Genomic DNA, 1,259 nt, shown 5'->3' with positions numbered 1-1,259 from the left:
GGCGTCGACTTCGCCGCGCCCGCCGACGCGGCCGGCGACCGCGACCTGGTGGTGCACGCCAGCGCCACCGCCGACGGGCTGCAACGCGGCCTGGAGCTGCTCCGCCCGGAGGGCACCGTGCTGGAGCTGAGCTGGTACGGCGACCGGCCGGTCACCCTCGCGCTCGGTGGCGCGTTCCACGCCCGACGGCTCGGCATCCGCAGCAGCCAGGTCGGCACCGTGTCGCCCCGGCGCGCCGACCGCAGCTACGCCGACCGGCTCGCCCTGGCCCTGGACCTGCTGGCCGACCCCGCGTTCGACGCGCTGATCACCGGCCGGTCCCGCTTCACCGACCTGCCCGACGTGCTGGCCCGGCTCGCCTCGGGCGAGCTGCCGGCGCTCTGCCATCTCATCACCTACGGCGAGGAGTGAACGTGTTCAGCGTGACCGTCCGGGACCACATGATGGTCGCCCACAGCTTCCGCGGCGAGGTCTTCGGCCCGGCCCAGCGGCTGCACGGCGCGACGTTCGTCGTCGACGCCACGTTCCGCCGCGCCGAGCTGGACGACGACGGGATCGTGGTCGACATCGGGCTGGCGACCGACCAGCTCAGGGCCGTGCTCGGCGAGCTGACCTACCGCAACCTCGACGACGAGCCGGCCTTCGCCGGGGTGAACACCACCACCGAGGTGCTGGCCCGCACCGTGGCCGACCGGCTCGCCGACGCGGTGCACGCCGGACGGCTGGGGGAGGGCGCGCGAGGGCTGGCCGGGATCACCGTCACGCTGCACGAGTCGCACGTCGCCTGGGCGAGCTACGAGCGGTCGCTGTGACCGGATGACCGCCGTCCACGTGGTGCTGCCGGGTGACGTCGACGACCCGGCGAATCCCAGTGGCGGCAACGCCTACGACAGGCACGCCTGCCGGGGACTGGCCGCGCTCGGCTGGACCGTGCGCGAGCACCCGGTGCCGGGCGGCTGGCCGCACCCGGGTCAGCGCGAGCGGGCCGAGCTGTCCGGCCTGCTCGGCGGGCTGCCGGACGGCGCGGTCGTGCTGCTCGACGGCCTGGTCGCCTCGACGGTGCCGGACGTGCTCACCCCGCACGCCGTCCGGTTGCGCCTGGTGGTGCTGGTGCACCTGCCGATCGAGGACGACGCCGAGGGCCGGGCGCTGGCGGCGGCGACCGCGGTGGTCGCCACCAGCGACTGGACCCGCCGGCGGCTGCTCGACCGAGATCGGAAGAGCACACGTCTGAACTCCAGTCACTCATCATGATCTCG

2 protein-coding genes are annotated in these 1,259 nt (G+C 74.6%); both read left to right on the top strand.

The window, feature by feature from the left end; all coding sequences use genetic code 11:
* Window positions 1-411: MDR/zinc-dependent alcohol dehydrogenase-like family protein (locus HUW36_RS33115; RefSeq protein ID WP_484502619.1), on the top strand; the 411-nt coding region annotated here is incomplete at its 5' end.
* 2 nt (window positions 412-413) lie between these two features.
* Window positions 414-812 carry a 6-pyruvoyl trahydropterin synthase family protein gene (locus HUW36_RS33110; protein WP_174531612.1) on the top strand — a complete coding sequence of 133 codons (399 nt, stop codon included), beginning with the start codon at window positions 414-416 and terminating at the stop codon, window positions 810-812.
* Window positions 813-1,259 lie beyond the last annotated feature (447 nt).

Origin of the sequence: Micromonospora maritima (genome assembly GCF_902825405.1) — a bacterium.
GTDB lineage: Bacteria > Actinomycetota > Actinomycetes > Mycobacteriales > Micromonosporaceae > Micromonospora > Micromonospora maritima.
This window is presented reverse-complemented; position numbering and strand designations above follow the sequence as displayed.